Source organism: Ralstonia sp. RL, assembly GCF_001683835.1.
Lineage (GTDB): Bacteria > Pseudomonadota > Gammaproteobacteria > Burkholderiales > Burkholderiaceae > Ralstonia > Ralstonia mannitolilytica.
In genome coordinates this window covers 1-24,152 of the sequence record NZ_LWRX01000150.1, presented here as the reverse complement: position 1 = coordinate 24,152, position 24,152 = coordinate 1, and the positions used below count along the sequence as shown (strand labels likewise).

At 65.4% G+C, this 24,152-nt stretch carries 21 protein-coding genes; 4 read left to right on the top strand and 17 right to left on the bottom strand.

Going from position 1 to position 24,152, the window contains the following annotated elements; all coding sequences use genetic code 11:
- Nucleotides 1–82 precede the first annotated feature (82 nt).
- Nucleotides 83–4,804 (bottom strand): glutamate synthase-related protein, encoded by a 4,722-nt coding sequence (locus A6M56_RS14710; RefSeq protein ID WP_045785012.1) that lies wholly within the window; start codon nucleotides 4,802–4,804, stop codon nucleotides 83–85.
- A 250-nt stretch (nucleotides 4,805–5,054) separates the two neighbouring features.
- Nucleotides 5,055–5,780, bottom strand: coding sequence for a transposase (locus tag A6M56_RS14705; protein ID WP_102080160.1), 726 nt, complete (start codon nucleotides 5,778–5,780; stop codon nucleotides 5,055–5,057).
- Between the two features lie 233 nt (nucleotides 5,781–6,013).
- On the opposite strand from A6M56_RS14705, the gene A6M56_RS14700 reads away from it, so the two are divergent.
- Nucleotides 6,014–6,688: an OmpW/AlkL family protein gene (locus A6M56_RS14700; protein WP_102080161.1), complete on the top strand. Its 675-nt coding sequence runs from the start codon at nucleotides 6,014–6,016 to the stop codon at nucleotides 6,686–6,688.
- Between the two features lie 187 nt (nucleotides 6,689–6,875).
- Here the strand turns inward: A6M56_RS14700 and A6M56_RS14695 are convergent, their stop codons facing one another.
- The 8 genes from A6M56_RS14695 to pilM form a co-directional block, all read right to left on the bottom strand.
- Nucleotides 6,876–8,042: a deoxyguanosinetriphosphate triphosphohydrolase gene (locus tag A6M56_RS14695; RefSeq protein ID WP_045785015.1), complete on the bottom strand. Its 1,167-nt coding sequence runs from the start codon at nucleotides 8,040–8,042 to the stop codon at nucleotides 6,876–6,878.
- A 19-nt stretch (nucleotides 8,043–8,061) separates the two neighbouring features.
- Nucleotides 8,062–9,168 carry a 3-dehydroquinate synthase gene (aroB, locus tag A6M56_RS14690; protein WP_102080162.1) on the bottom strand — a complete coding sequence of 369 codons (1,107 nt, stop codon included), beginning with the start codon at nucleotides 9,166–9,168 and terminating at the stop codon, nucleotides 8,062–8,064.
- Nucleotides 9,165–9,737: a shikimate kinase gene (locus A6M56_RS14685; RefSeq protein ID WP_180964246.1), complete on the bottom strand. Its 573-nt coding sequence runs from the start codon at nucleotides 9,735–9,737 to the stop codon at nucleotides 9,165–9,167. The genes aroB and A6M56_RS14685 overlap by 4 nt, the downstream gene beginning before the upstream one ends.
- Before the next feature lie 140 nt (nucleotides 9,738–9,877).
- Complete coding sequence (pilQ, locus tag A6M56_RS14680) at nucleotides 9,878–12,037, bottom strand: temperature dependent type IV pilus secretin PilQ (protein WP_276203705.1); 2,160 nt, start codon at nucleotides 12,035–12,037, stop codon at nucleotides 9,878–9,880.
- Between the two features lie 2 nt (nucleotides 12,038–12,039).
- Nucleotides 12,040–12,585 carry a pilus assembly protein PilP gene (locus tag A6M56_RS14675; protein ID WP_045785019.1) on the bottom strand — a complete coding sequence of 182 codons (546 nt, stop codon included), beginning with the start codon at nucleotides 12,583–12,585 and terminating at the stop codon, nucleotides 12,040–12,042.
- Entirely contained in the window at nucleotides 12,582–13,241 is a 660-nt protein-coding gene (locus A6M56_RS14670; RefSeq protein ID WP_045785020.1) for a type IV pilus inner membrane component PilO, read from the bottom strand. Before A6M56_RS14670 ends, A6M56_RS14675 begins: the two co-directional genes overlap by 4 nt.
- A gap of 2 nt (nucleotides 13,242–13,243) precedes the next feature.
- On the bottom strand, nucleotides 13,244–13,882 hold the full coding sequence (locus A6M56_RS14665) for a PilN domain-containing protein (protein ID WP_045785021.1): 639 nt from the start codon (nucleotides 13,880–13,882) through the stop codon (nucleotides 13,244–13,246).
- A 9-nt stretch (nucleotides 13,883–13,891) separates the two neighbouring features.
- Nucleotides 13,892–14,962: a type IV pilus biogenesis protein PilM gene (gene pilM / locus A6M56_RS14660; protein ID WP_180964262.1), complete on the bottom strand. Its 1,071-nt coding sequence runs from the start codon at nucleotides 14,960–14,962 to the stop codon at nucleotides 13,892–13,894.
- A gap of 442 nt (nucleotides 14,963–15,404) precedes the next feature.
- On the opposite strand from pilM, the gene A6M56_RS14655 reads away from it, so the two are divergent.
- Entirely contained in the window at nucleotides 15,405–17,825 is a 2,421-nt protein-coding gene (locus tag A6M56_RS14655; protein ID WP_045785023.1) for a penicillin-binding protein 1A, read from the top strand.
- 70 nt (nucleotides 17,826–17,895) lie between these two features.
- Here A6M56_RS14655 and cyaY read toward each other — a convergent pair whose 3' ends face one another.
- Entirely contained in the window at nucleotides 17,896–18,237 is a 342-nt protein-coding gene (cyaY, locus tag A6M56_RS14650; RefSeq protein ID WP_045785024.1) for an iron donor protein CyaY, read from the bottom strand.
- Between the two features lie 114 nt (nucleotides 18,238–18,351).
- On the opposite strand from cyaY, the gene lptM reads away from it, so the two are divergent.
- Nucleotides 18,352–18,579, top strand: a complete 228-nt coding sequence (lptM, locus tag A6M56_RS14645) for an LPS translocon maturation chaperone LptM (RefSeq protein WP_045785025.1) — start codon at nucleotides 18,352–18,354, stop codon at nucleotides 18,577–18,579.
- A 61-nt stretch (nucleotides 18,580–18,640) separates the two neighbouring features.
- Complete coding sequence (lysA, locus tag A6M56_RS14640; protein WP_045785026.1) at nucleotides 18,641–19,900, top strand: diaminopimelate decarboxylase; 1,260 nt, start codon at nucleotides 18,641–18,643, stop codon at nucleotides 19,898–19,900.
- A 65-nt stretch (nucleotides 19,901–19,965) separates the two neighbouring features.
- Here lysA and msrQ read toward each other — a convergent pair whose 3' ends face one another.
- The 6 genes from msrQ to ccsB all read right to left on the bottom strand — a co-directional run.
- Nucleotides 19,966–20,622: a protein-methionine-sulfoxide reductase heme-binding subunit MsrQ gene (gene msrQ, locus A6M56_RS14635; protein ID WP_062739458.1), complete on the bottom strand. Its 657-nt coding sequence runs from the start codon at nucleotides 20,620–20,622 to the stop codon at nucleotides 19,966–19,968.
- A 7-nt stretch (nucleotides 20,623–20,629) separates the two neighbouring features.
- On the bottom strand, nucleotides 20,630–21,625 hold the full coding sequence (gene msrP, locus A6M56_RS14630) for a protein-methionine-sulfoxide reductase catalytic subunit MsrP (protein ID WP_045785028.1): 996 nt from the start codon (nucleotides 21,623–21,625) through the stop codon (nucleotides 20,630–20,632).
- 93 nt (nucleotides 21,626–21,718) lie between these two features.
- Nucleotides 21,719–22,576, bottom strand: a complete 858-nt coding sequence (locus A6M56_RS14625) for an anti-sigma factor family protein (RefSeq protein ID WP_045785029.1) — start codon at nucleotides 22,574–22,576, stop codon at nucleotides 21,719–21,721.
- Between the two features lie 8 nt (nucleotides 22,577–22,584).
- On the bottom strand, nucleotides 22,585–23,124 hold the full coding sequence (locus A6M56_RS14620) for an RNA polymerase sigma factor (RefSeq protein WP_045785030.1): 540 nt from the start codon (nucleotides 23,122–23,124) through the stop codon (nucleotides 22,585–22,587).
- Between the two features lie 21 nt (nucleotides 23,125–23,145).
- The gene (locus tag A6M56_RS14615) at nucleotides 23,146–23,583 is read right to left on the bottom strand and encodes a COG4315 family predicted lipoprotein (protein WP_102080163.1); all 438 of its coding nucleotides are present in this window, start codon (nucleotides 23,581–23,583) and stop codon (nucleotides 23,146–23,148) included.
- A 112-nt stretch (nucleotides 23,584–23,695) separates the two neighbouring features.
- Nucleotides 23,696–24,152: c-type cytochrome biogenesis protein CcsB (ccsB, locus tag A6M56_RS14610; protein WP_286758207.1), on the bottom strand; the 457-nt coding region annotated here is incomplete at its 5' end.

Here is a 24,152-nt window from a genome sequence, read left to right as displayed (position 1 = left end):
GTCGTATCAGTTGCGTTGTATTCGGTGGCGGCGGACGGCGGATCACCGAAGATCCGTCATCCGCCTGGTCGCTGGATCAGGCTCAAGCCGCGATTTGCTCGCGACCGGCTTCCTGTTCGCGTTCGTACATCTCGGCCAGCGCGCGCTTGTACTCGGTCGGGAAGACCTTGACGAAGCGGCGGCGTGCGTTGGTCCAGTCGGCCAGCAGTTCCTTGGCGCGCTCGGAGCCGGTGTAGCGGAAGTGCTTTTCCACCAGCGCCTTGAGGAGCTGCTCGTCGAGCACGCGCTCGCCACCGACCTTGTGCCAGGTCGCAGGCGTGTGCGCCTTCTCCTGGTCTGCCGCCGACAGTACGGATTCCAGCGCGACCTGCGCCGTGTTGCAGCGCTTGTCGAACAGGCCGTCCTCGTCATAGACGTAGGCCACGCCACCGGACATGCCCGCCGCAAAGTTGCGGCCGGTCGCGCCCAGCACGACGACAGTGCCGCCGGTCATGTACTCGCAGCCGTGATCGCCCGTGCCCTCCACCACCGTGGTGGCGCCGGAGTTGCGCACGGCGAAGCGTTCGCCGGCCACGCCGTTGAAGAAGGCTTCGCCGGCCAGCGCGCCGTACAGCACCGTGTTGCCGACGATGATGTTCGACGTCGGCTCACCGCGGAATTCGTGCGGCGGGCGCACGATCACACGACCGCCCGACAGGCCCTTGCCGACGTAGTCGTTGGCGTCGCCCACAAGGTCCAGCGTGATGCCGTGGGCCAGGAAGGCGCCAAACGACTGGCCCGCCGTCCCCTGCATCTGGATGTGGATCGAATCGTCCGGCAGGCCTTCATGGCCGTAGCGCTTGGCCACCTCGCCCGACAGCATCGCGCCCACGGTGCGGTTGACGTTGCGCACCGGCTGGATGAACGACACACGTTCGCCCTTCTCCAGCGCAGCCTTGGCCTTCTCGATGAGCTGGTGATCCAGCGCACGATCGAGACCGTGGTCCTGCACGTCAACCTGGTAGCACGGCTCGCCTTCCTTCTTCGCCGGCTGATAGAAGATGCGCGTGAAGTCCAGGCCGCGCGCTTTCCAATGTTCGATGCCGGCCTTCGTGTCGAGCAGGTCGGCGCGGCCGATCAGCTCGTTGAAGGTGCGGATGCCCAGCTGCGCCATGATCTCGCGCACTTCTTCAGCAACGAAGAAGAAGTAGTTCACCACGTGCTCGGGCTTGCCCGAGAACTTCTTGCGCAGCACCGGATCCTGCGTCGCCACGCCCACCGGGCACGTGTTCAGGTGGCACTTGCGCATCATGATGCAGCCCTCGACCACCAGCGGCGCGGTCGCGAAGCCGAATTCATCCGCGCCCAGCAGCGCCCCGATCACGACGTCGCGGCCGGTCTTCATCTGGCCGTCCGCCTGCACGCGGATGCGGTTGCGCAGGCCGTTGAGCATCAGCGTCTGCTGCGTCTCGGCCAGGCCCAGCTCCCACGGCGTGCCGGCGTGCTTGATCGACGACCACGGCGAAGCGCCCGTGCCGCCGTCATGGCCGGCGATCACCACGTGGTCGGCCTTGGCCTTGGCGACACCTGCGGCCACCGTGCCCACGCCGACTTCCGAAACGAGCTTGACCGACACGTCCGCGCGCGGGTTCACGTTCTTCAGGTCGTGGATCAACTGCGCCAGGTCTTCGATGGAGTAGATGTCGTGGTGCGGCGGGGGCGAGATCAGGCCCACGCCCGGCACCGAGTAACGCAGCTTGCCGATGTAGTCCGTCACCTTGTGGCCGGGCAACTGACCACCCTCGCCGGGCTTGGCACCTTGGGCCATCTTGATCTGGATCTGATCGGCAGACGCCAGGTACTCGGCCGTCACGCCAAAGCGGCCCGAGGCCACCTGCTTGATCTTCGAGCGCAGCGAATCGCCTTCCTGCAGTTCGAGATCGCGCTCGACCACTTCGCGGCCGATCACGTCCGACAGCTTGGTGCCCTGCTTGATCGGGATGCCGCGCAGCTCGTTGCGGTAACGGCGCTCGTCTTCACCGCCCTCGCCCGTGTTCGACTTGCCGCCGATGCGGTTCATCGCCACGGCCAGCGTGGTATGCGCCTCGGTCGAGATCGAGCCGAGCGACATCGCGCCGGTGGCAAAGCGCTTGACGATCTCCTTGGCCGGCTCGACTTCTTCCAGCGGAATCGCGCGCGCCGGGTCCACCTTGAACTCGAACAGGCCGCGCAGTGTCATGTGGCGCTTGCTCTGGTCGTTGATGAGGTTCGCGTATTCCTTGTACGTCTGGTACGAATTCGCGCGGGTGGCGTGCTGCAGCTTGGCGATCGAATCCGGCGTCCACATGTGCTCTTCGCCGCGGATGCGGAAGGCGTATTCGCCGCCGGCGTCGAGCATGTTGGCCAGGACCGGCGCATCGCCAAAGGCGTCATGGTGCAGGCGCAGCGCTTCTTCGGCCACTTCGAAGATGCCGATGCCGCCCACGTTGGATGCCGTGCCGTGGAAGTACTTGTCCACCAGCTCGCGCGACAGGCCGATCGCCTCGAAGATCTGTGCACCGGTGTACGACATGTACGTCGAGATGCCCATCTTGGACATCACCTTCTGCAGGCCCTTGCCGATCGCCTTGATGAAGTTGTAGATCGCTTTGTCGGCGGTCAGGCCCAGGCCCGGGGCGAGCTCGGCCAGCGTTTCCATCGCGAGGTACGGATGCACGGCTTCGGCGCCGTAGCCGGCCAACAGCGCAAAGTGATGCACTTCGCGGGCCGAACCCGTCTCGACCACCAGACCGGTGCTCGTGCGCAGGCCCTTCTCCACCAGGTGATGGTGGATGGCCGACGTGGCGAGCAACGCCGGAATCGCGACCTGCTTTTCGTCCACGCCGCGGTCCGACACGATCAGGATGTTGTAGCCCGACTTGACCGCATCGACGGCTTCGGCGCACAGCGAGGCCAGGCGTGCTTCGATGCCTTCCTTGCCCCACGCGACCGGGTAGCAGATGTCCAGCTCGTAAGCCATGAACTTGCCGCCGGTGTAGTGCTCGATGTTGCGGATCTTCGCCATGTCCTTGAAGTCCAGCACGGGCTGGCTCACTTCAAGACGCATCGGCGGGTTGATGTTGTTCAGCTCGAGCAGGTTCGGCTTCGGCCCGATGAACGAGACGAGCGACATCACCACGTTTTCGCGGATGGGGTCGATCGGCGGGTTCGTGACCTGCGCGAACAGTTGCTTGAAGTAGTTGTAGAGCGTCTTGTTCTTGGAGGACAGCACGGCCAGCGGGCTGTCGTTGCCCATGGAGCCGGCGGCTTCTTCACCGTTGGCGGCCATCGGGGCCATCAGGAACTTGACGTCTTCCTGCGTGTAGGCGAAGGCCTGCTGGCGATCCAGCAGCTTGGCAGCCGGCTTGGTTTCGGCCGCCACGTCTTCCGGCTTGGCTTCCAGCTCGTCGAGCTTGATGCGCACGGCATCGATCCAGCTCTTGTACGGCTTGGCATTGGCCAGGTTGTCCTTGAGCTCTTTGTCGTCGATGATGCGGCCCTGCTCCATGTCGATCAGGAACATCTTGCCCGGCTGCAGGCGCCACTTCTTGACGATGCGGGACTCGGGAATCGGCAGCACGCCGGCTTCGGACGCCATCACGACCATGTCGTCGTCGGTGACGTAATAGCGCGCCGGACGCAAGCCGTTACGGTCGAGCGTTGCACCGATCTGGCGGCCGTCGGTAAAGCAGATGGCGGCGGGGCCGTCCCACGGCTCCATCATTGCAGCGTGGTATTCGTAGAAGGCGCGACGGTTGTCGTCCATCAGCGTGTGCTGTTCCCACGCTTCCGGAATCATCATCATCATCGCCTGGGCCAGCGGATAGCCGGCCATCGTCAGCAGTTCGAGACAGTTGTCGAACGATGCCGTGTCGGATTGGCCCGGATAGATCAGCGGCCACAGCTTCGGCAGATCATCGCCCAGCACCGGCGACGAGATGCCGCCCGTACGCGCGTTGATCCAGTTGACGTTGCCCTTGACGGTGTTGATTTCGCCGTTGTGCGCGACCATGCGGTACGGGTGCGCCAGTTCCCATGCAGGGAACGTGTTGGTCGAGAAACGCTGGTGCACCAGCGCCAGCGCCGACACCGTGCGCGGGTCTGCCAGGTCCTGGTAGTAGCGGCCGACCTGTTCGCACAGAAGCAGGCCCTTGTAGACGATCGTGCGCGCCGACATCGACGGCACGAAGTATTCCTTGCCGTGCTTGAGCTTGAGCGCCTGGATGGCGTGGCTGGCGGTCTTGCGAATCACGTACAGCTTCCGCTCCAGCGCATCGGTGGTCATGATGTCGCGGCCGCGCCCGATGAAGATCTGGCGGATCACCGGCTCGGTCTTCTGCACCGTGGGCGACATCGGCATGGTCTTGTCGACCGGCACGTCGCGCCAACCCAGCACGACCTGGCCTTCCAGACGCACGGTGCGCTCAAGTTCCTGTTCGCAGGCGAGGCGCGAGGCATGTTCCTTCGGCAGGAAGATCATGCCGACGCCGTATTCGCCGGCCGGCGGCAGGTTGATGCCCTGCTTGGCCATCTCTTCGCGGAAGAACTGATCGGGAATCTGCAGCAGGATGCCTGCCCCGTCGCCCATCAGGGGGTCGGCACCGACAGCGCCCCGGTGGTCGAGGTTGTGCAGGATGCGCAGCCCTTGCTGGACGATCTCGTGGCTTTTCTTGCCCTTGATGTGCGCGACGAAGCCGACGCCGCAAGCGTCGTGTTCATTGGTCGGGTCGTACAGACCCTGGGCCGACGGCGCCGAAGGCGCGATGGGGAAGGAGTGTTGTTCCACGGCGTTCTTCCGATGTTATCGGTGCAGCTCGCCGTAGGCGGCCCTCTCGATGGTGCGGATGCGGGCAGAACAGCCAATGGCGCGCCGCACCATGAATGCGGGGTGAAACGAATATAAAAGAGCGGTCCGTAACACGCAAAAGGTTTTAAATGGGGTCGGATTAAATTAATAAATGCACACATGCGGTGCAGTCAAAAAAATGGGGACAGATAAAATTCGTGCACACGACTGTGCGCCCCATGCCCCGCGCCTATCGCGCCGACGTCGTGTCTTCCGCCTCCGGCTCGGCGGCCTGTCGGGGCGGTCTCCCCTTGGGCAGCGGCGCGACACGGCGCCCTCCGGTGCGCGCCAACGTAGCGAGAAAAGCATCGCTGCCGAGCGGCCAGCCGCTGTGCACGTGTTGACGGATCTTCGGGAGCTGATCCGAACCCAGCCCCTCGTGCCACAGGGTCCGATAGCGCGACTGGCGCTCGAACGGTGTATTCCCAAGCCGCCAGTAGCAGTAGTGATCGCTCACCCACGGAATCGATTGAATGCCGACATGGTGTCGATACGTGCTCCACCGGTCTTCTTCCGGTGTGGCAACGAACCCGCCGCGTACGGCGTTCGATTCCACATACAACAGCATGGGCAGCACCCATTCGGCCGGATCCAGCACGGTGGACCGGAAACGCCCCTCCCATAAAGTGCCGCTGCGCTGGGCCGCTGCATTGAAGTAGCGGGTATAGCGCCGCCCCACCGCCTGCAGCGTGCGCGACAGACTCTCTGCCACCTTGGGCGTTCCGACCAGGTGCACGTGATTCGGCATCAGCGCGAAGGCGTGGATTGCGAAATCGTGCTCGCGGGCGGCCATGCGAAGCGTGTCGAGGTAGAAGGCGTAGTCGTCGTCGCCGCGAAAGACGAGCTGGCGGTTGTTGCCGCGTTGCAACACGTGTACGGGCACATCGACCGGACTGAGACGAGGCAGGCGGGCCATGGGAAGAGCCGGAGGAGAAAACGCGTATCGTAGCGCCGCCCGCATGAACCTGTCCCCACTTTTTTGCTCGCAAACGCTTGCTACTGAACCGCTCACGAATTTGCGCACCGTCAAACCGGCTCGCGGTCCACAGGCGTGCGGCTGCGTCGACTTGATCGCGCGCAAATCGCGCAGGCAACCTCCCCGCGAGACTGGCACCCATCACATCACGAAACGATTGGAGGGAGCGATTCATGGCCTGCGTCCGCCTAGCCGCTGTTGTTGCCACCGCCGGGTTGCTGGCCGGCAGCCTGAGCTCAACCGCGCTTGCACAAAGCACCGACTTGCCGCCAGCCGCCGGCAACTGGATGGTGCGCCTGCGCGCTGTCAACCTGACCGCGGCCAACAAGTCCGACCCCGTGCCGGCGCTCGCCATTCCGGCAGATGCGATCCAGATCAACAACAAGGTGCTGCCGGAACTGGACGTCTCGTACTTCTTCACGCCGAATGTGGCAGCCGAGCTGATCCTGACGTATCCGCAACAGCATGACGTGACGGTCATGCAAAGCGCGCTCGGCGGCCCGACCAAGATCGGCAGCTTCCGCCATCTGCCGCCAATCCTGACGCTGCAGTATCACTTCACGCCCGCGTCGCGCTTCAAGCCGTATGTGGGCGCGGGCATCAACTACACGCGCATCTCAAACGTCGACCTTCACGTTCCGGGCGTCGGCAACTTGGACATGAGCAGGAACAGCATCGGCCCTGCGCTGCAGGTGGGTTTCGACTATCGCCTGACCGAGCGCCTGTACTTCAACGTCGACCTGAAGAGGACATGGATCAGCGCCGACGTGAAGCTGGCCGGGCAGACGATCAGCAAGGTGAAGGTCGACCCCTGGCTGCTGGGCATCGGGCTGGGGTATCGGTTCTGAGGGAGGCGGTCAGCGAACAGACACTGTCCTGATCGACTTTTCCGGCGTGCCGCAGGGGCCGTCGACGGCGGGGGCGCTCGTCGGCGGTGGTTGGCGCGTTGGGCCCGGCATGCGTTGGGGCGGCCGGGCTATTTTTTTGCTTGCTTTTTCAGCGCGACGGGCGCTCAACGCCCGCCCGATGCCGGCCTCACACCGCATCCACCGCAAAGATGCGGCGATGCTCCTTGATGGCGTAACGGTCCGTCATCCCGGCGATGTAGTGCGCGATCCAGCGCGGCTGCTCTTCGGGCTGGTCCTTGGCTTGGTACTGCGGCGGCAGCAGGCGCGGGTCATCCAGGAAGGCGCCAAACAGGTCTTCGATGATGCGGCGCGCCTTCGCGGCCATGCGCATCACGAGATAGTGGCGGTACAGATTGTCGAACAGGAAGCGCTTGAGCACGCGCGCCTGTTCACGCATCGGTTCGGAAAACGCCACCAGTGCGGGGGCTGCGCGGACGTCGTCGATGCTCTGCGGTCCGGCCGCCGCGATGGCCGCGCGCGTGGTGGCAATGAGATCGACGATCAGCGCGTTGATGATGCGGCGGATCGTCTCGTTGATGAGGCGCCGGCCGCCGACGTCGGGAAACGCCGCCTCCGCTTCGCGCCGATGGACGGTCCACAGCGGCACATCCTCGAGTTGCTCCAGCGTGATCAGCCCCGAGCGCAGGCCGTCGTCGATATCGTGGTTGTTGTAGGCCACCTCATCGGCGAGGTTGGCAAGCTGTGCCTCGAGCGAGGGCTGCTGCCCTTGGAGGAACCGCCGCCCCAGATCGCCGAGCGTGGCCGCATTGTTGCGCGAGCAATGCTTGAGGATGCCCTCGCGCGTCTCGAACGTCAGGTTCAGGCCGTCAAAGCCGCCGTAGCGCTCTTCCAGCCGGTCCACCACCAGCAGGCTCTGCAGGTTGTGCTCGAAACCGCCGTACGGCTTCATGCAATCGTTGAGCGCATCCTGGCCTGCGTGGCCGAACGGCGTGTGGCCCAGGTCGTGCGCGAGCGAGATGGCCTCCACCAGGTCTTCGTTCAGCCGCAGGCTGCGCGCGATCGACCGGGCGATCTGCGCCACCTCAAGGCTGTGCGTCAGGCGCGTGCGAAACAGGTCGCCCTCGTGGTTGACGAAGACCTGTGTCTTGTATTCGAGCCGCCGGAAGGCCGTGCTGTGGATGATGCGGTCGCGATCGCGCTGGAACTCGGTGCGCGAGGTGGACGGCGGTTCGGCGTGCACGCGGCCGCGCGACTGCGCCGCATGCGCGGCGTAGGGAGCGAGATGGCCTTCCAGGTCGAACGGCGCGGGCGGCATATCGAGGCGATCGTTCATCGGGCCATCGCTTGCGGCATCAGGCGACCGGCGCCTCGGTCGGCGGCCGCAGCACCGCATGCTGCAGCGTGGCGCGCAGATCGGCATCGGGTACCGTGGTGACGAACGCCTGGCCGAGCTTGCGCAGCAGTACGAACTTGATCTCGCCGGCTTCGGCCTTCTTGTCGACGCGCATCAGGTCGATGAAGCGTTCGAGGCCCAGGTCCGGCGCCACGGTGGGCAGGTTGGCCGCACGCGTCAGCGCGGTGATGCGGTTGCGCGTGTCGACGTCGATGAAGCCAAGGCGATGCGACAGGTCGGCCGCCATCACCATGCCGCAGCCGACGGCCTCGCCGTGCAGCCATTCGCCGTAACCCAGGCCGGCCTCGATGGCGTGGCCGAAGGTGTGGCCGAAGTTGAGGATGGCGCGCAGGCCCGATTCACGCTCGTCCTGTGCCACGACCGCAGCCTTGATGCGCACCGAGCCGCGCACGGCTTCGGCCATCAACGCCGCATCGCAGGCGTTGAGGCCGGCGATGTTCCGTTCGATCCAGGCGAAGTAGTCGGCATCGGCAATCGCACCGTGCTTGATGACCTCGGCCATGCCGGCGGCCAGCTCGCGCGGCGGCAACGTGCGCAGCGTGTCGATGTCGGCAAGCACCGCCTGCGGCTGGTGGAATGCGCCGATCATGTTCTTGCCCAGCGGGTGGTTGATGCCCGTCTTGCCGCCCACCGACGAATCGACCTGCGAGAGCAGCGTCGTCGGCACCTGGATGAAGGGCACGCCGCGCATGTAGCAGGCGGCGGCAAAGCCGGTCATGTCGCCGATCACGCCGCCACCCAGCGCGACCAGCGTGGTCTTGCGGTCGGCGCCCGAGGCGAGCAGCGCATCGAAGATGCGATTCAGCGTTTCCCACTTCTTGAACGACTCGCCATCGGGCAGCACAACGGTGTCGACGGCCTTGCCGAGGGAGCGGACGGCCGCCTCGACCTTGGCCGCGTACAGTGGCGCCACCGTTTCGTTGGTGACGATCACGGCACGCGCGCCGCGAATGTGGGGGGCAAACAACTCGGCCTGGGCCAGCAGCCCCGACCCGATATGGATCGGATAGGCGCGATCACCAAGGTCGACATCAAGGGTAATCATGACGAGCGGGAGACTTGCGACGGAATGGGGGAACCCGCAGGCGGCGCGACGATGCCGGCCATCTCGAGTTGCATCAGGACCATATTAACAAGCTGGGCGACAGTGGGCTTGCCGGTCTCGATGACGAAGTGCGCCACCTCGCGGTAGAGCGGATCGCGAACCGCATGCAGCTCTTCCAGCCTGGCACGCGGGTTTTCGGTCTGCAGCAGCGGGCGGTTCTTGTCGTGGCGCGTACGCAGATACAGATCGTGCGGATTCGCCCGCAGGTAGATGACCGTGCCGCGCTCGCGCAGGAACGCCCGGTTTTCCGGCCGCAACACTGCGCCGCCGCCGGTGGCCACCACCACCCCCTGGCGCGATGTGAGCTCGTCGATCATGTGCGTCTCGCGGTTGCGGAAGCCGACTTCGCCTTCGTGCTCGAAAATCACCGGCACGCGCACCCCGCAGCGCGCCTCGATCTCATGATCCGAATCGAAGAACGGCAGATCCAGCCGGCGAGCCACGGCGCGCCCGACCGTAGTCTTGCCCGCGCCCATCAGGCCGACGAAAAAAACGTTGGAAACAGACAAAATCGCGCGAAATCAGGAAGTTGTGCCTGATTGTAGTGGCATTTGCCCGCCCTCCCGCACAAACCCGGCTGCAGAACACAAAAAAGCCCGGCGCTCCACGAGGGACGCCGGGCTCCGAGGTCGCACACCCCGCCGCTGTGCTACTTCAGCGACAGCTGGTCGGACAGCACCCGCGGCGTCAGGAAGACGAGCAGCTCGGTGCGGTTATTGATCTTGTTGGTGCTCTTGAACAGGTTGCCCACCACCGGGATGTCGCCCAGCAGCGGCACCTTGTTCACGTCGGTCCGCTCGTTCTGCGTGTAGATGCCGCCGATCACCACCGTACCGCCGTTCTCGACCAGCACCTGCGTCTGCACGTGCTTGGTGTCGATGGCGAAGCCGTTGGTGGTCTGGATGCCGACGCTGTCCTTGTTGACGTCCACATCCAGAAAGACGTTGCCGTCCGGCGTGATCTTGGGCGTGACCTCCAGCTTCAGGTTGGCCTTCTTGAACGACACCGACGTGGCGCCCGAAGACGTCGCCTGCTGGTACGGGATCTCGGTACCCTGCTCGATCAGCGCCTTGATGTTGTCGGCGGTCACTACGCGCGGGCTCGAGATGATCTTGCCTCGGCCATCGGCTTCCAGCGCGGACAGCTCGAGCGCCAGGAAGCGATTCGCGCCGGCATTGAACAGACTCACCGCCAAACTTGCGGCATTCACGCCGTTAATGCCGTTGGCCGGGAAGCTGATCGCCGGACTGTTGTCCCATTTGGCGTTTTCCGTAATCGGCGACAGCACGTTGGTGTACGAGTTGCCCACGCCGGAACCATTCGTCCGGTTCATGAAGCCCAGCTTGGCGCCCAGGTTGCGGCTGAACGTGTCGTCGGCCTCGACGATGCGTGCCTCGATCATCACCTGGCGCACCGGGATGTCGATCTTCTGGATGAAGGCCTGCACCTCTTCCAGCTTGCTCGGGATGTCGGAAACAAAGAGCTGGTTCGTGCGCAGATCGGCGGTCAGCGAGCCGCGCTTGGACAGGACGCGAGACGTTGCGGCCCCGCCGGCCGCGCCGCCGGCGCCACCAGCAGCGCCGGCGCCCAGCAGCATGTTGCGCACGTCGCCCGCGCTCTGGTAGTTCAGGCGGAACACCTGGCTGCGCAGCGGCTCCAGTTCGGTCACCTGCTGCTGCGACTCGAGTTCGGCCTTCTCTTTCGTGGCCAGCTCACCGCGCGGCGCGACCCACAGCACGTTGCCGTTGCGGCGCGAAGCCAGGCCCTTGGAGTCGAGCACGATCTGCAGGGCCTGATCCCATGGCACGTCCTTCAGCCGCAGGGACAAGGTGCCCGTGACGCTGTCGCTCGTGACGATGTTCAGGTTGGTGAAGTCGGCAAAGACCTGCAGCAGCGAGCGCACGTCGATGTTCTGGAAGTTCAGCGACAGGCGCTCACCGCGGTAGCCCGGGCCGGCGATCAGCTTGTTCGGGTCTTCCTTGGTCGGGCGCACTTCGACCACGAACTGCGTGTCGGTCTGGTACGAGCTGTACTGCCAGTTGCCGCGCGGCTCGATGATCAGACGTGCGCCGGTGCCGTTGTCGGTCGCGCGCATGGCCTGCACGGGCGTACCGAAGTCGCTCACGTCGTAACGGCGGCGCAGCGATTGCGGCAGCGTGGCGCCCACGAAGTCGACCACGAGATTCTGGCCCTGCTGAGCAATGTTGATCGCCGAGTTGGCCGTCGACAGGTCAACGACCACGCGGCCCGCCTGGTCTTCGCCGCGACGGAAATCGACGTTGCGCACGGCCGGACGCTCGGCGCCCGCCGTGGGCGGCGGTGCAGAGAACGTCGGCGCCGGCGCGGCCGAGGCCACGGGCGCGGCCTCCAGCGTCAGCACATACTGGTTGCCGCGCACTTCCGACTTGTACTGAGTCTGGCGCACCAGATCGAGCACCACGCGCGTGCGATCGCCGATCTGCACCACGTTGGCCGAGCGCAGCAGCTTGCCGCCATATTGGTAGTTGGCACGGCCCTGTGCGAAACCGGCGCCAAAGAAATCGATGGCGATGCGCGCAGGCTGCTGCGTGCTGAACTCGACCGGCTTCTGCGCCGGCGCGCTCTTGAGCGTGATCGTCACGACGGTGGATTCACCGGCCGTGGCCTGCTCCACCTTCTCGATCGCATTGGCGGCGGCGGCCGCAGCCGGCGCGGCCTGCTGAGCAGCGGCCTGGCCCGCCATGAAAACCCAGCACAGCGCAAGCCATGCCACCGCGCCCCCCCGGGCCACTCGGGCAGCCTGGGACAGGCCGCCCTTCACGAGACGCATCGTCATTGCGCGCCCTCCTGAACTTTCAGGGTCGTCATTTTTTCTTTCCATTCGGTCGTGCCTTCGCGCACCAGCTCACGCAGGGTGAGTTCCTGGTCTCCGATGCGGACGATGCGACCATAGTTTTGTCCGATGTACTGCCCCACATGCACGTGCTGCGTCTTGTCCCCGACAGACAGGACACCTTCCGTCTCGCCATTGCGCTTCATCGTGCCGAGCAGCTTGAAGGCCTCCAGCGGATAGTCTTCCAGCGGCTCGCGACGTCGATTCGGTTCCGGCGATTCGTTCTGGGCTCGCGACAGTTCCGCCACCTTCTGCACGCTGAACGGGTCAGTCTGCCTGGTGGTGGTGTATTCGCGCGGCGCGTAAGGCTTGGGCTGCGGCAGGGGCGGCACCGTGGTGCTGACCTGCTGGCGGGCCTGCTGCATCCATTGCTGCAGCTCCTCGTCTTCACTCGCGCCGCACGCCGTCAGCACGACGGCCAGGCACAGCGGCGACAGGCGCACGAGGTGTGACATGCGGCGGCGGGTCATGGCGTGGCCCTTCATTTGGCGCCCCCCTTGGCGGCAGCAGCAGCCTTGCGTTGCGCGGCCTGCTCGTCGGCGTCGAGCGCACGGTAGGCCTGGGCACGGGCATCCATCACCATGCCACCGTCCTTGGTACCCGTCAGGGAGATGTTCTGCAGCGTGACGATCCGCGACAGCGCGGCCACATCGGCGGCAAACAGCGCCATGTCGTGATAGCGCCCGTTGACCTTCACGGAGATGGGAATCTCTGCGTAGTACGGCTTCACCACCGCGGCGGCCGGACGGAACAGGTCGAACGTCAGCCCGCGGGCGATGCCGGCATGGTTGACGTCGGCCAGCAGCGCGTCCATCTCGGTCTTGTTCGGCAATTGCAGCTCGAGCTTGGCAACGCGCTGCTCCACCTCGGCCTTCTGCTTGCGCAGCGCCTCGAGGTTCACCACCTGCGCGAGCTTGCTCTGGTAAGCGCTCTTGAGCGCCTCCTGCTCGGTGCGCTTCGCATCGCGCTCGTCAAACTTGCCGTTCCAGTACAGCTGCCAGCCCAACCCGATCACGAGTACGGCGGCCAGAATCATGAACAGGATGCGCGGCGCGGTCGGCCAGGTTTCCGGCTCGTTCAGGTTCAGGCCGCGGAACTGGCTGACCAGTTCTTCCAGGGAAACATCGGTCGTGAGCGCCATGGTCATTTCCTCGCCGCTGCACCGGCCGCACCCGGCTTGGCCGACGCTGCGGGCTCGGCCTTCCACTGGAAGCGGATCGTGAAGTTGAACAGGCGGCGCTGCTCCTTCAGGTTGTTCGTCATCGTGGTGGCGACCGACTCGCCCAGCTCCGCATGATCGAGCCAGGGCACGCCGCCCAGGTTGCGCAGCAGGTCCGAGACGCGCTCGTTCGATTGCGCAATGCCGGAAACGGTGTAGAGATCGCCCTCCTGCTTGAGCGAGGTCAGGTAGATGCCATCCGGCACCTGACGCACCAGTTCCTCGAGCAACTGCACGGGGCGGTTGCGTTCGTTCTGCAGGCTTTCCACGGCCTGCTGGCGCTGCAGCAGATCGTCGATGTCCTTCTTCAGCGTGTTGACCTCGGCGATCTGCTTGTCCATCTCGGCATTCTTCTGCGTGAGAATGTCGTTGATGCGCTGGGCCTCTTCAGTCTGGTGATCGATCACCATGCCGCCCGCCAACACCACCACGGCGCCTGCAGCGGCCGCTGCGGCCAGGCTAATGAAGACTTTCTTGCGCTTGCCGGCACGCCGCTCGGCGTGATACGGCAGCAGGTTGACGCTCGGGAGCGCGCTCGCCACATTGGCGCTTTCGTTGGCCATCGCGCCTCCTTATTGCAGCCCGCGCAGGGCCAGGCCCGCGCTGACGATGTACGCCGGAAGATCACGCTGCAGATAGCGCGCGTTGACGTTCTTGGCCGCGCCCATGTTGGCGAACGGATTGGCCAGCGTCGTATTGATCTGCGTCTGTTGCTGAATGGCCGTCTGCACGCCGAGCAGCGATGCATGGCCGCCCGAGAGCACGATCTCATCCACGCGGCCGACGCTGGAGGTCGACAGGAAGTTCTGGATCGTCTGGCTGACTTCCATCGCCAGCGTCTCCAGCGATGGCTTGAGCAGCTGGCTGCGGTATTCGTCGGGCAGCGTGTTCTTGCGCTTCTTGACCTCGGCCTTGAGCAGGTCGAGCGAGAACAGGCGCGAGATGCTCTGCGTGAGCTGGTCGCCCGAGCCCGACAGCGGCTGCTCGTACAGCTCCTTCCAGCCCTGGTAGAACAACGCATGCGAGCGAGCGCCGCCCAGATGGAACATCGCCACCACGGGCATGTCGCGCATCTCGGTCTCGGTAGCGTCCGGCTTGACGGCAAGCATGTGCGTCATGGCGCGCTGGATGGCGTTCTCTTCCACATCCATGACGATGGGCTTGAGGCCGGCCATCTCGGCGGCCGTCACGCGCTCCGTCACGCGTTCCGACACCGTGGCCGTCACGCGCACGCCGATGCCGCCCTCGGTTTCGGACGGGCCGATCACCACATAGTCGAAATTGACGTTCTGCGAGGGCGGAAACAGCCGGTTGGCTTCGCTCTCGACCTGCACGAAGAGTTCGTCTTCGGTCAGGTTGTCAGGCAGGCTGACGGTCTGCGATTCCGTCAGGCTCGACGGAATGGCCAGCACGGCATCCTTGCTGCGGATGCCCGCCTTGGCGATGGCACGCTTGAGCGCATTGCCAACCGCATCGATGTTGACCAGATTGCCGTCGGCGACGGCGCTGCGTTCAACCAGCTCGCTGGCGCACTTTTCGAGACGGAAATCTCCCTGTTTGCCGTTGGCGGACAACTCCACCACCTTGACGCTGGAAGACCCGATATCAATCCCGACGATATTGCGGCGCAGCAGGCCGGACAACAAACCCCGTCGCACAGAGACACCCCACCGTTTATAGTTTTTTGAACCCTGGCGCCCGCTGCAAATCCAACGTGCGCCAAAGCCTGCTTAGATTTGCTGCTGGATTCTCACAAAATCCTTTAGATCAGGCAAACGCTCCGGCGGCCCGCCGCGCATTTCGCAGGCACCGGTTCGCAAAGCGTTGTCAAAACCCCACGGTCGGGGGGATACCCCTTTCGCCTGACTTGATTTCCGCTTCGCCTACTTCTAACGGCGGATTCTTCACGGCCTTGAATCCGGGTACGCCGGGCGCACAAACGGCGCGTTACCGGTGCCTGCCGCGCCGCACAAGTGCTGTCCGGGGCGCCGGCGTGACAGGCGTTACGTGCTGTTACGCCCAGGCGTCCGGGGCCCGCGGGGCGCGACGATATAATCGCCGCCACGCTGACAGACACCCCTCGTAATGGCTACTGCCCAAACCAACCCTGCTTCGCCCAAGCCGCCCAAGGCCCGCCGCCCGCTGTGGGCACGCCTGCTGCTCTGGATGTTCGGCCTGTTCGTTGCCATGGGCATCGTCGGGGCGCTGCTGTTGGGCTATGCCCTGCTCGTTGCTGCGCCTAACCTCCCGTCGCTTGACGCCATCACCGATTACCGCCCGAAGATTCCGCTGCGGGTCTACACCGCCGACAACGTCCTCATCGGCGAGTTCGGTGAAGAGCGCCGAAGCTTCGTGCCGATCTCCCAGATGCCCGACGTGATGAAGCGCGCGGTGCTCGCCATCGAAGACGACCGCTTCTATGAACACGGGGGCGTAGACTTCATCGGCGTGCTGCGCGCGGGCCTGGCCAACCTGCACGGCGGGCTCTCGCAGGGCGCGTCGACGATCACCATGCAGGTGGCGCGCAACTTCTTCCTCTCGAGCGAGAAGACGTATACGCGCAAGATCTACGAGATGCTGCTGGCGTACAAGATCGAGGCGAGCCTCTCGAAGGATCAGATCCTCGAGCTGTACATGAACCAGATCTACCTGGGCCAGCGCGCATACGGTTTTGCCAGCGCCGAGCAGATCTACTTCGGCAAGAACATCAAGGACATCACCCTGGCCGAAGCGGCCATGCTGGCCGGCCTGCCGAAGGCGCCGTCGGCGTACAACCCGGTGGTTAACCCCAAGCGCGCCAAGATCCGCCAGGAGTACATCCTGCAGCGCATGCGCGACCTGCACTACATCACTCCGGAGCAGTACGACCAGGCCATCCACGAACAGCTGCCGGTGCGCAGCGAAGGCCATGAGTTCGACGTGCACGCCGAATACGTGGCCGAGATGGTGCGCCAGCTCATGTACGCGCAGTACCGCGAAGAGACCTACACGCGCGGCCTGAACGTCTACACCACGATCCGCAAGGGCGATCAGGAAGTGGCCTACCAATCGGTGCGGCGCGGCATTCTCGATTACGAACGCCGCCACGGCTACCGCGGCCCCGAGGCGTTCATCGACCTGCCCACCGATCCTGAAGAGCGCGAGCAGGCCATCGACGATGCGCTGCTCGACCACCCGAACAGCGACGATCTGCAGTCGGCCGTGGTGGTGAGCGTGTCACCCAAGCTCGTGCGTGCCACCATGCTGACCGGTGAGACGATCGACGTGTCTGGCGACGGCCTGCGGTTTGCGCAGGCGGCGTTGTCGAACAACGCGCAGCCGAAGATCAAGCTGCGCCCGGGCGCGGTGATCCGCGTGATCCAGGATGCCAAGACGCAGAAGTGGTCGATCACGCAGCTGCCGGAAGTGGCGTCGGGCTTCATTTCGCTGGACCCGCAAACCGGCGCGATCTATTCGATGGTCGGCGGCTTCGATTTCAACCGCAGCAAGTTCAACCACGTCACGCAGGCCTGGCGTCAGCCGGGTTCGAGCTTCAAGCCGTTCATCTACTCGGCAGCGGTGGACAAGGGCTTCTCGCCGTCCACGGTGATCAACGACGCACCGCTGTCGATCCCGACCGGCGACACCGGTGGCCAGGTCTGGGAGCCGAAGAACTACGGCGGCGGCTACGATGGCCCGATGACCATGCGCCGCGCGCTGCAGAAGTCGAAGAACCTGGTGTCGGTGCGGATCCTGCGTGCGATCGGCACGCAGTATGCGCAGCAGTACATCACCCGCTTCGGCTTCGAGGCCGACAAGCACCCGGCCTACCTGCCGATGGCCCTCGGTGCCGGCTCGGTGACGATGCTGCAGATGGCCGGCGCGTATTCGGTGTTCGCCAACGGCGGCTACCGCGTGAACCCGTACATCATCGACCGCGTGGAGGACGCACGCGGCACGGTCATCCAGCAGGCGCACCCGATGACGGCCGGCAAGGACGCCGTGCGCGTGATCGACCCGCGCAATGACTTCATCATGGATTCGTTGCTGCGCAGCGTCGTGTCGAGCGGCACGGGCTATCAGGCCAAGCTCAAGCTCGGCCGCAACGACATGGCGGGCAAGACCGGGACGACGAACGACTCGTTCGACGCCTGGTTCTGCGGCTACACGCCCAAGCTGGTCGGCGTGTCGTGGATGGGCTACGACAACCCGCGCAGCCTGGGCGACCGTGAAACGGGCGGCGGCCTGGCCCTGCCGATCTGGATCAACTACATGAGCTACGCGCTCAAGGGCCAGCCCGAGATGGACCGCCAGCCGCCGGAAGGCGTCGTGCAGATGGCCGGCGACTGGGCCTACGAGGAATACGCCAACGGCCAGGGCATCGCCTCGGTCGGCCTGGGCGACGCATTGCCGGGGACGCAGGCACCGGGCGGCGACCAGCCGCAATCCCAACAGCCGGGCATCAACCTGGCGCCGACGCCGGAGCAGGAGAAGCAACGCATCCTCGATATGTTCCGCGGCAACTGAATCCGTCCGCCACGAAAAAGCCGCCCTTCTGGGCGGCTTTTCTTTTGCGAGGATCGAAGATGCGCAGTGCTTACCTGGCGGCCAGCGTCACATCGACCTCGCATTGCTGGCTCACGTAGCGCGACAGTGCGACGTACAGGTCTTCACCACTGCGCGTGTCGACCCAGCGGCCATCGTTGCGACGGAAGTGAAAGCCGCCCGCACGCGCCGCCACCCACAACTCCTGCATCGGTGCCTGGCTGTTGATGATGATCTTCGAGCCGTCGTCGAACGCGAGCGTCAGCACGTTGCCTTCGCGGGTGACGTCGATGTCGGCATCCGCCTCATCGGCGGCGCTCTCGACAAGGCTTTCGATGTGGTCCAGCTCGGCCTTGGCCAGCGCCAGGAACTCCGATTCGCTCAGGGGGGGCATGCTACACTCCAAAATCTTGCGCGGCGGCTGTTCCGGCGCCGCTGGGCGCCCCGCCTCTTGTGATTCCGACCGCCGCAAGGCCGCAGCCTTGGGGCTCTTTCCGCACCATCTCCGATGATACGAACCGCCGCCATTGTAGCCACTGTCGGCCTGACCCTGACGGCCGCAGGCCTATCCGGCTGTGGGATCCGTGGTCCGCTGTACATGCCGAAGGTGCCACCCGCGCAGACGGCCCCGCAAACCCCCGACCCGGGCATCGCCGGCCCCAACGCGGTGCCGCAGCCGCCCGTGCCGGGGGCCAAACCCGCCGACGCGGCCAGCGCCGTGCCTGCAAACCGCTGACCCCGCATCCTCGCTCAACCGGCGCTGCTGCCCGCAACGGCGCCACCCTCGTTGCCCATCCATGTCCGAGTCCCTGATCCGCCAGGCTGGCGTCCTGATGATCGAAGGCGTCGCGCTCGACGCGATTGCCGCCCAGTTTGGCACGCCTACCTACGTGTATTCGCGCGCCGCGCTCACCGCCAACTACCGCGCGTACGCCGCGGCCTGCGAGGGCCGCAATGCCCACGTGCAGTACGCGATGAAGGCGAACTCGAACCTGGCCGTGCTGCAGGTGTTCGCTCAGCTCGGCGCCGGTTTCGACATCGTCTCGTCGGGCGAACTCAAGCGCGTGCTGGCCGCCGGTGCACCGGCATCGAAGGTCGTGTTCTCGGGCGTGGGCAAGAGCGCGGACGAAATGCGCTTCGCGCTGGAAGCCGGCGTAGCCTGCTTCAACGTCGAATCCATTCCAGAGCTGCACCGCCTGAACGACGTAGCCGGCTCGATGGGCAAGGCCGCGCCCGTGTCGCTGCGCATCAACCCGGACGTGGACGCCAAGACGCACCCGTACATCTCGACGGGCCTGAAGGGGAACAAGTTTGGCGTGGCCTTCGACGAGGTGCTGCCGACGTACCGCGCCGCCGCGGCCATGCCGAACCTGCGCGTCGTCGGCATCGACTGCCACATCGGCTCGCAGATCACCGAGGTCTCGCCGTACCTCGATGCGCTGGACAAGGTGCTCGACGTGGTGGCCAAACTCGACGCCGACGGCATCCGCCTGTCGCACATCGACGTGGGCGGCGGTCTGGGCATCACCTACACCGATGAGACGCCGCCGGACATCACCGCGTTTGCCCGCACGCTGCTCGACCGCATCGAGCAGCGCGGCTTTGGCGACCGCACCGTGCTGTTCGAGCCCGGCCGCTCTCTGGTGGGCAATGCCGGCCTGCTGCTCACGCGCGTCGAATACCTCAAGCCCGGCGCGAGCAAGAACTTCTGCATCGTCGATGCGGCCATGAACGACCTTGCCCGCCCGGCGATGTACGAGGCGTATCACCACATCGTGCCGGTGCGCGAAGGCGAAAGCGCGCCCGTCATGTACGACGTGGTTGGCCCGGTCTGCGAATCGGGCGACTGGCTGGGCCGCGACCGGTCGCTGGCCGTGCAGTCGGGCGACCTGCTGGCCGTCCTGTCGGCCGGCGCGTACGGCTTCACGATGAGCTCAAACTACAACACGCGCAATCGCGCCGCAGAGGTGATCGTCGATGGCGACAAGGTGCACCTGGTGCGCGAGCGCGAGCGCTTTGAAGACCTGATCCGCGGCGAGCATCTGCTGCCGGCATAAGCCAGCGTCATCGCACAAAAAAGCCGCGAACATCCGCGGCTTTTTTCACGTGCGTTGCATGCGGCTCAATCGCGCGCCGGCATCGTGCGCGGCATGGCGCTCTGCCGCGACCCACGCCACGCCCACCACAGGCGCAACCCCAAGACCACGGCCATCACCGCGGCGTAGATCGACACCTCGGCAAAGTCGTTCTTGCCCGCCTTGTGCCACCAGTAATGCAGGATGCCGAGCACGCCCGTCGCATACACCAGCCGGTGCAGCCACTGCCAGCGCTTGCCGCCGAGCCGGCGGACCATGGCGTTGGTCGACGTGGCCGCGAGCGGGATCATCAGCACGAAGGCGGTAAAGCCGACGGTGATGAACGGCCGCTTGCCGATGTCCTTGAGCATCGATGCCGGATCGAGCCCGCGGTCGACCACCAGCCAGATCAGGAAGTGCAGCGTGCCGTAGAAGAACGTGTAAAGCCCCAGCATGCGGCGCAGGCGGATCAGCCAGTTCATGCCTGTCAGCCGGCGCAGCGGTGTGACGGCCAGCGTGCAGCACAGCAGCACCAGCGTCCATGTGCCGGTCGACCGCGTGACGAACTCCAGCGGGTTCGGCCCGAACTGGTCGGTCGCGCCCAGGAAGACGATGCGCAGAAACGGCACAAGCGCGGCCAGCCACACGGCGATCTTCACCACGCGCAGCGACCTGGGCGACAGCATGGACGGCAAATGCATCATCGCTGCCTCAGAAGTTCTTGCGAAGATCCATGCCGGCATACAGCGGCGCGACCTGATCGTAGCCGTTGAACATCAGCGTCTTGCGCTTGGGCGCGAACAGGCCGCCGAAGCCGCCCTTGTCTTCGCCGATGCGGCGCTCGGTGGCCTGGCTCCATCGCGGATGGTCCACGGTCGGGTTCACGTTGGAATAAAAGCCATACTCGTTGGCCGCGGCGATGTTCCAGCTGGTGGGCGGCTGCTTGTCGACAAAGCGGATCTTGACGATGGACTTGGCGCTCTTGAAGCCGTACTTCCACGGCACGATCACGCGCACCGGCGCGCCGTTCTGGTTAGGCAGCACCTGGCCGTAGAGACCGAAGGTCAGCAACGTCAGCGGGTGCATGGCCTCGTCCAGGCGCAGGCCTTCGCTGTACGGCCATTCCAGCACCGGGCTGCCGATGCCGGGCATCTGCCGCTTGTCGGCCAGCGAGATGAACTGGATGTACTTGGCGCTGCCCTGCGGCTCCACGCGCTTGATGAGTTCGGCCAGCGGAAAGCCGACCCAAGGAATCACCATCGACCACCCTTCGACACAGCGCAGGCGGTAGACGCGCTCCTCCATCGGGGCGAATTTCGTCAGGTCGTCCAGATCGTACGTCTTGGGCGTCTTCACCAGGCCCTCCACGCTGACCTGCCACGGGCGCGGGCGCAGCGTGCCGGCATAGCGCGCCGGGTCGGATTTGTCCGTTCCGAATTCGTAGAAGTTGTTGTACGTCGTAACCTCGTCGTAGGGCGTGGGCTTTTCGACGGTGGTGTAGGCGGGGTTCGGCTTGGCCGGCAGTTTGGCCAGCGGAGGATTGGCCGCGAAGGCCTCGCGCGATGTCCAGGGCGCCAGCGCTGCGCCCGCGGCGCCCATGGCTGCGGCGGCCAGGATGCGCCGCCGCTGCTCGAAGATAGGCTGCGGCGTGATTTCGCTGGCGGGAATGTCATCGCCGCGCAGCCAGCGATCGGTCTTGATCAGCATGATGGGTCCTCGTTATGCGGGGAGGCTCGCCCTCCCTGTCCGTTGGTCGTGCGCCTGCCGCCGACCTGACAGCGCATCGCAAAAAAAACTGCACTATTTCCTGCCGCCCGTCGGCCCGGTGAACTCGCTGTACTGCCGGTAGACCGCCTGTGCCACCTCCAGCAGTTGCGTGCGCGCGAGCGGGCCCGAGACCGCAAACCCCAGGCCGTGATCCGCCCAGTAGAACGCCATGGGGGGCGGATGATCCACGGCCGGCTGAAGCGCCCGCAGCACACGGTTGTCCGGGGGGAGGGTTTCGAGCCGGAAGCCGGTGTCGCGATTGTTCGGCATGCGCCGCAACTGCACGGAAATGCGCACCCCGCCCGGCCCTTCGTACATCAGCATGGCGGTGGGCGCATCCGCCACCACCGTCTGGCGGCCGCCGATGAGGCGGTAGCCCAACGAGGTGAGGTCGGGAATGTGCAGCTGCGCATCGAGCCGCCGTGAGAGCCACGTGACGAGATGCGCTTCTTCGTCGGCGGGCACCTCCACCACGTGTTTCGACTCGGGGGAAAAGACAACGTGCGACACCAGCGCGTCGTTGGCGAAACGCTGCATCGGCACGGTGACTTCCGCAACACCCCGACTGAACCAGCCCGCTGCGGCCCCGATGGTCATGCATGCCACGCCGAGGGCCAACGTGCTCCATCCACGCAGTGCGCCAAAGCCCGCAGTGGGCTGCCGCCGTGCCGCAGCCTGTATCGCGGCCGGAATCCGCCGCGGCGGCACGGGTTCGTTGAGCAGCGGGTCAAGCGCGCGATGGAGGTCGGCGTTCATCGCCCGCCACCGCGCCACCTCTGCGGCGGCGTCCGCATGGGCGGCCAGATACGCCTCCACCGCGGCGCGGCGTGTGGCCGGCAAGCGCCCGTCTGCGTAGGCGTGGAGTTCGTCGATGTGAATGTCGGCAGACATGGCTCGCCTCACTTCACACGGTGCAGCGCAGCGCCGCCACCCGCCGGCTGGGATGCCGCAGGGGTGCCGTCGAGTGCCACGCGCATGCGCTCGCGCGCCCGCGACAGGCGCGACATCACCGTACCCACTGGTACACCGAGCACGTCGGCAGCTTCCTTGTAGGCGAACTGCTCCAACCCGACGAGCAGCAGTACAGCACGCTGCTCTTCCGGCAAGGTGGCCAGCGCGCGCAGCAGATCGCGGCGCAGGCCCGGGTTGTCGTCGACGGCAATATCGGGCGGCGCGTCGGTCAGCTCGATCCGATCCGGCCGGCGCACGGCGTTCAGGTGCAAGCGATGCATGATGGTCAGCAACCACGCGAATAGGCCGTCGCTCTCGTCCGTGGCACCCAGCCGGGGACGCAACTGGAAGCGCCACCGATAACGCCAGGCGCGCTCCAGCGTGTCCTGGACGAGGTCATCGGCGCGGCTTGCCTCGCCGGCCAGGCCGCGCGCATGACGGCGCAGGCGCGGCGTCAGCGCGATCAGGCGGCCGGCGAGGTCGGTCATGGGCGCGCAGCCGGCAGACGATTACGGCTTGGCGACGTGCCAGACGTTCAGGACGCCGTCTCCGGTCTGGTCGCCGGGCATCTTGTCCTTGGCAAACAGATAGAGCGGCTTGCCGCGGTAGGCCCACTGCTGCTTGCCGTCGTCGCGGGTGACGATGGTGTAGTCGCCGGAGGGCTTGTCCGCGCTGTTGGCGGCCAGCGGCGGCCAGTTGTTGGCGCAGTTGCCGTTGCAGGCGCTCTTGCCGGCCGTGGTGTCGCGGTCGAACGTGTAGAGCGTCATGCCATGCTCGTCGGTGAGCGTGCCGTTGGTCACCTTGACGGCGGTCGGCGTGGAGGACGCTCCCATGCCCATGCTGGCGCAACCCGCCAGACCAAGCGCGGAAAGCGACACGAGCATCACTGCACCGGCGAAGGCCATGCGCGGACGGAACCATGCGGGGAAAGTTGCGGACTGGCTCATCTTGTTCTCCTTGGTGGAGGGGCGCCGGAAAGGGGACAACCGAGGCGCCCTCACAGAGCAGTAAACACGCCAGGCGCGTCCTTATTCCAGTCCGCTGAGGATTTTTCGTGGCTTACAGCTCGCCGTAGCTGTGCAGGCCCGACAGGAACATGTTGACCCCCAGGAAGGCGAACGTCGTGACGAGCAGGCCAATCAGCGCCCACCACGCCGCCATGCGGCCGCGCAGGCCCTTCATCAGCCGCATGTGCAGCCACGCGGCGTAGTTCAGCCACACGATCAGCGCCCACGTCTCCTTCGGATCCCAGCTCCAGTATCCGCCCCACGCATCGGCAGCCCACAGCGCGCCCAGGATCGTGGCAATGGTGAAGAACGCGAAGCCCACGGTGATGGCCTTGTACATCACGTCGTCCAGCACCTCCAGCGAGGGCAGGCGATCGAGCAGGATGCCGTGCTCCTTGAGCAGGTACGCGGAACCGACCATGGCCGCCAAGGCAAACGTGCCATAGCCGATGAAATTGGCGGGCACGTGGATCTTCATCCACCAGCTCTGCAGCGCCGGCACCAGCGGT

Excerpts from the sequence above, each read along its gene's own strand:
- A6M56_RS14705 (WP_102080160.1), bottom strand. The coding sequence starts at position 5,780 with ATGGCCCGCCTGCCTCGTCTCAGTCCGGTCGATGTGCCCGTACACGTG.
- A6M56_RS14700 (WP_102080161.1), top strand. The coding sequence starts at position 6,014 with ATGGCCTGCGTCCGCCTAGCCGCTGTTGTTGCCACCGCCGGGTTGCTG.
- A6M56_RS14695 (WP_045785015.1), bottom strand. The coding sequence starts at position 8,042 with ATGAACGATCGCCTCGATATGCCGCCCGCGCCGTTCGACCTGGAAGGC.
- aroB (WP_102080162.1), bottom strand. The coding sequence starts at position 9,168 with ATGATTACCCTTGATGTCGACCTTGGTGATCGCGCCTATCCGATCCAT.
- pilQ (WP_276203705.1), bottom strand. The coding sequence starts at position 12,037 with ATGCGTCTCGTGAAGGGCGGCCTGTCCCAGGCTGCCCGAGTGGCCCGG.
- A6M56_RS14675 (WP_045785019.1), bottom strand. The coding sequence starts at position 12,585 with ATGAAGGGCCACGCCATGACCCGCCGCCGCATGTCACACCTCGTGCGC.
- A6M56_RS14670 (WP_045785020.1), bottom strand. The coding sequence starts at position 13,241 with ATGGCGCTCACGACCGATGTTTCCCTGGAAGAACTGGTCAGCCAGTTC.
- A6M56_RS14665 (WP_045785021.1), bottom strand. The coding sequence starts at position 13,882 with ATGGCCAACGAAAGCGCCAATGTGGCGAGCGCGCTCCCGAGCGTCAAC.
- A6M56_RS14655 (WP_045785023.1), top strand. The coding sequence starts at position 15,405 with ATGGCTACTGCCCAAACCAACCCTGCTTCGCCCAAGCCGCCCAAGGCC.
- cyaY (WP_045785024.1), bottom strand. The coding sequence starts at position 18,237 with ATGCCCCCCCTGAGCGAATCGGAGTTCCTGGCGCTGGCCAAGGCCGAG.
- lptM (WP_045785025.1), top strand. The coding sequence starts at position 18,352 with ATGATACGAACCGCCGCCATTGTAGCCACTGTCGGCCTGACCCTGACG.
- lysA (WP_045785026.1), top strand. The coding sequence starts at position 18,641 with ATGTCCGAGTCCCTGATCCGCCAGGCTGGCGTCCTGATGATCGAAGGC.
- msrQ (WP_062739458.1), bottom strand. The coding sequence starts at position 20,622 with ATGATGCATTTGCCGTCCATGCTGTCGCCCAGGTCGCTGCGCGTGGTG.
- msrP (WP_045785028.1), bottom strand. The coding sequence starts at position 21,625 with ATGCTGATCAAGACCGATCGCTGGCTGCGCGGCGATGACATTCCCGCC.
- A6M56_RS14625 (WP_045785029.1), bottom strand. The coding sequence starts at position 22,576 with ATGTCTGCCGACATTCACATCGACGAACTCCACGCCTACGCAGACGGG.
- A6M56_RS14620 (WP_045785030.1), bottom strand. The coding sequence starts at position 23,124 with ATGACCGACCTCGCCGGCCGCCTGATCGCGCTGACGCCGCGCCTGCGC.
- A6M56_RS14615 (WP_102080163.1), bottom strand. The coding sequence starts at position 23,583 with ATGAGCCAGTCCGCAACTTTCCCCGCATGGTTCCGTCCGCGCATGGCC.